Consider the following 1,354-nt stretch of genomic DNA (forward strand, 5'->3'; position numbering starts at 1 on the left):
CACACGGTGCCTGAATGTTGATTTCTGATCTTTATCAGAATCGTTCTTTAAAAATTTGGGTATGTGATAGAAAGATAGACTGAAGCGCACTTTCACTGGTGTGACTTCAGGCTAAGGTAAAGTTTGTGAATGCAAACTTTCGGCGAATGTCGTCTTCACAGTATAACCAGATTGCTTGGGGTTATATGGTCAAGTGAAGAAGCGCATACGGTGGATGCCTTGGCAGTCAGAGGCGATGAAAGACGTGGTAGCCTGCGAAAAGCTTCGGGGAGTCGGCAAACAGACTGTGATCCGGAGATGTCTGAATGGGGGAACCCACCTGAGAGAACTCAGGTATCTTGCACTGAATACATAGGTGCAAGAAGCGAACCAGGGGAACTGAAACATCTAAGTACCCTGAGGAAAAGAAATCAACCGAGATTCCCTTAGTAGTGGCGAGCGAACGGGGACCAGCCCTTAAGTTGATTTGAGATTAGCGGAACGCTCTGGAAAGTGCGGCCATAGTGGGTGATAGCCCTGTACGCGAAAATCTCTTGTCAATGAAATCGAGTAGGACGGGGCACGAGAAACCTTGTCTGAACATGGGGGGACCATCCTCCAAGGCTAAATACTACTGACTGACCGATAGTGAACCAGTACCGTGAGGGAAAGGCGAAAAGAACCCCGGAGAGGGGAGTGAAATAGATCCTGAAACCGTATGCGTACAAGCAGTGGGAGCCTACTTTGTTAGGTGACTGCGTACCTTTTGTATAATGGGTCAGCGACTTATATTCAGTGGCAAGCTTAACCGAATAGGGGAGGCGTAGCGAAAGCGAGTCTTAATAGGGCGTTTAGTCGCTGGGTATAGACCCGAAACCGGGCGATCTATCCATGGGCAGGTTGAAGGTTAGGTAACACTGACTGGAGGACCGAACCGACTACCGTTGAAAAGTTAGCGGATGACCTGTGGATCGGAGTGAAAGGCTAATCAAGCTCGGAGATAGCTGGTTCTCCTCGAAAGCTATTTAGGTAGCGCCTCATGTATCACTGTAGGGGGTAGAGCACTGTTTCGGCTAGGGGGTCATCCCGACTTACCAAACCGATGCAAACTCCGAATACCTACAAGTGCCGAGCATGGGAGACACACGGCGGGTGCTAACGTCCGTCGTGAAAAGGGAAACAACCCAGACCGTCAGCTAAGGTCCCAAAGTCATGGTTAAGTGGGAAACGATGTGGGAAGGCTTAGACAGCTAGGAGGTTGGCTTAGAAGCAGCCACCCTTTAAAGAAAGCGTAATAGCTCACTAGTCGAGTCGGCCTGCGCGGAAGATGTAACGGGGCTCAAACCATGCACCGAAGCTACGGGTATCACCTTTT

General features: G+C 49.8%; 1 rRNA gene (only partly in view). It reads left to right on the top strand.

Annotated elements, in window-relative coordinates:
* Window positions 1-187: 187 nt before the first annotated feature.
* Window positions 188-1,354, top strand: a 23S ribosomal RNA gene (locus tag ACIPY9_RS24485) (it continues 1,463 nt past the right edge of the window).

This window comes from Pseudomonas sp. NPDC089734, assembly GCF_044748865.1.
In the GTDB taxonomy this organism is placed as follows: Bacteria; Pseudomonadota; Gammaproteobacteria; order Pseudomonadales; family Pseudomonadaceae; genus Aquipseudomonas.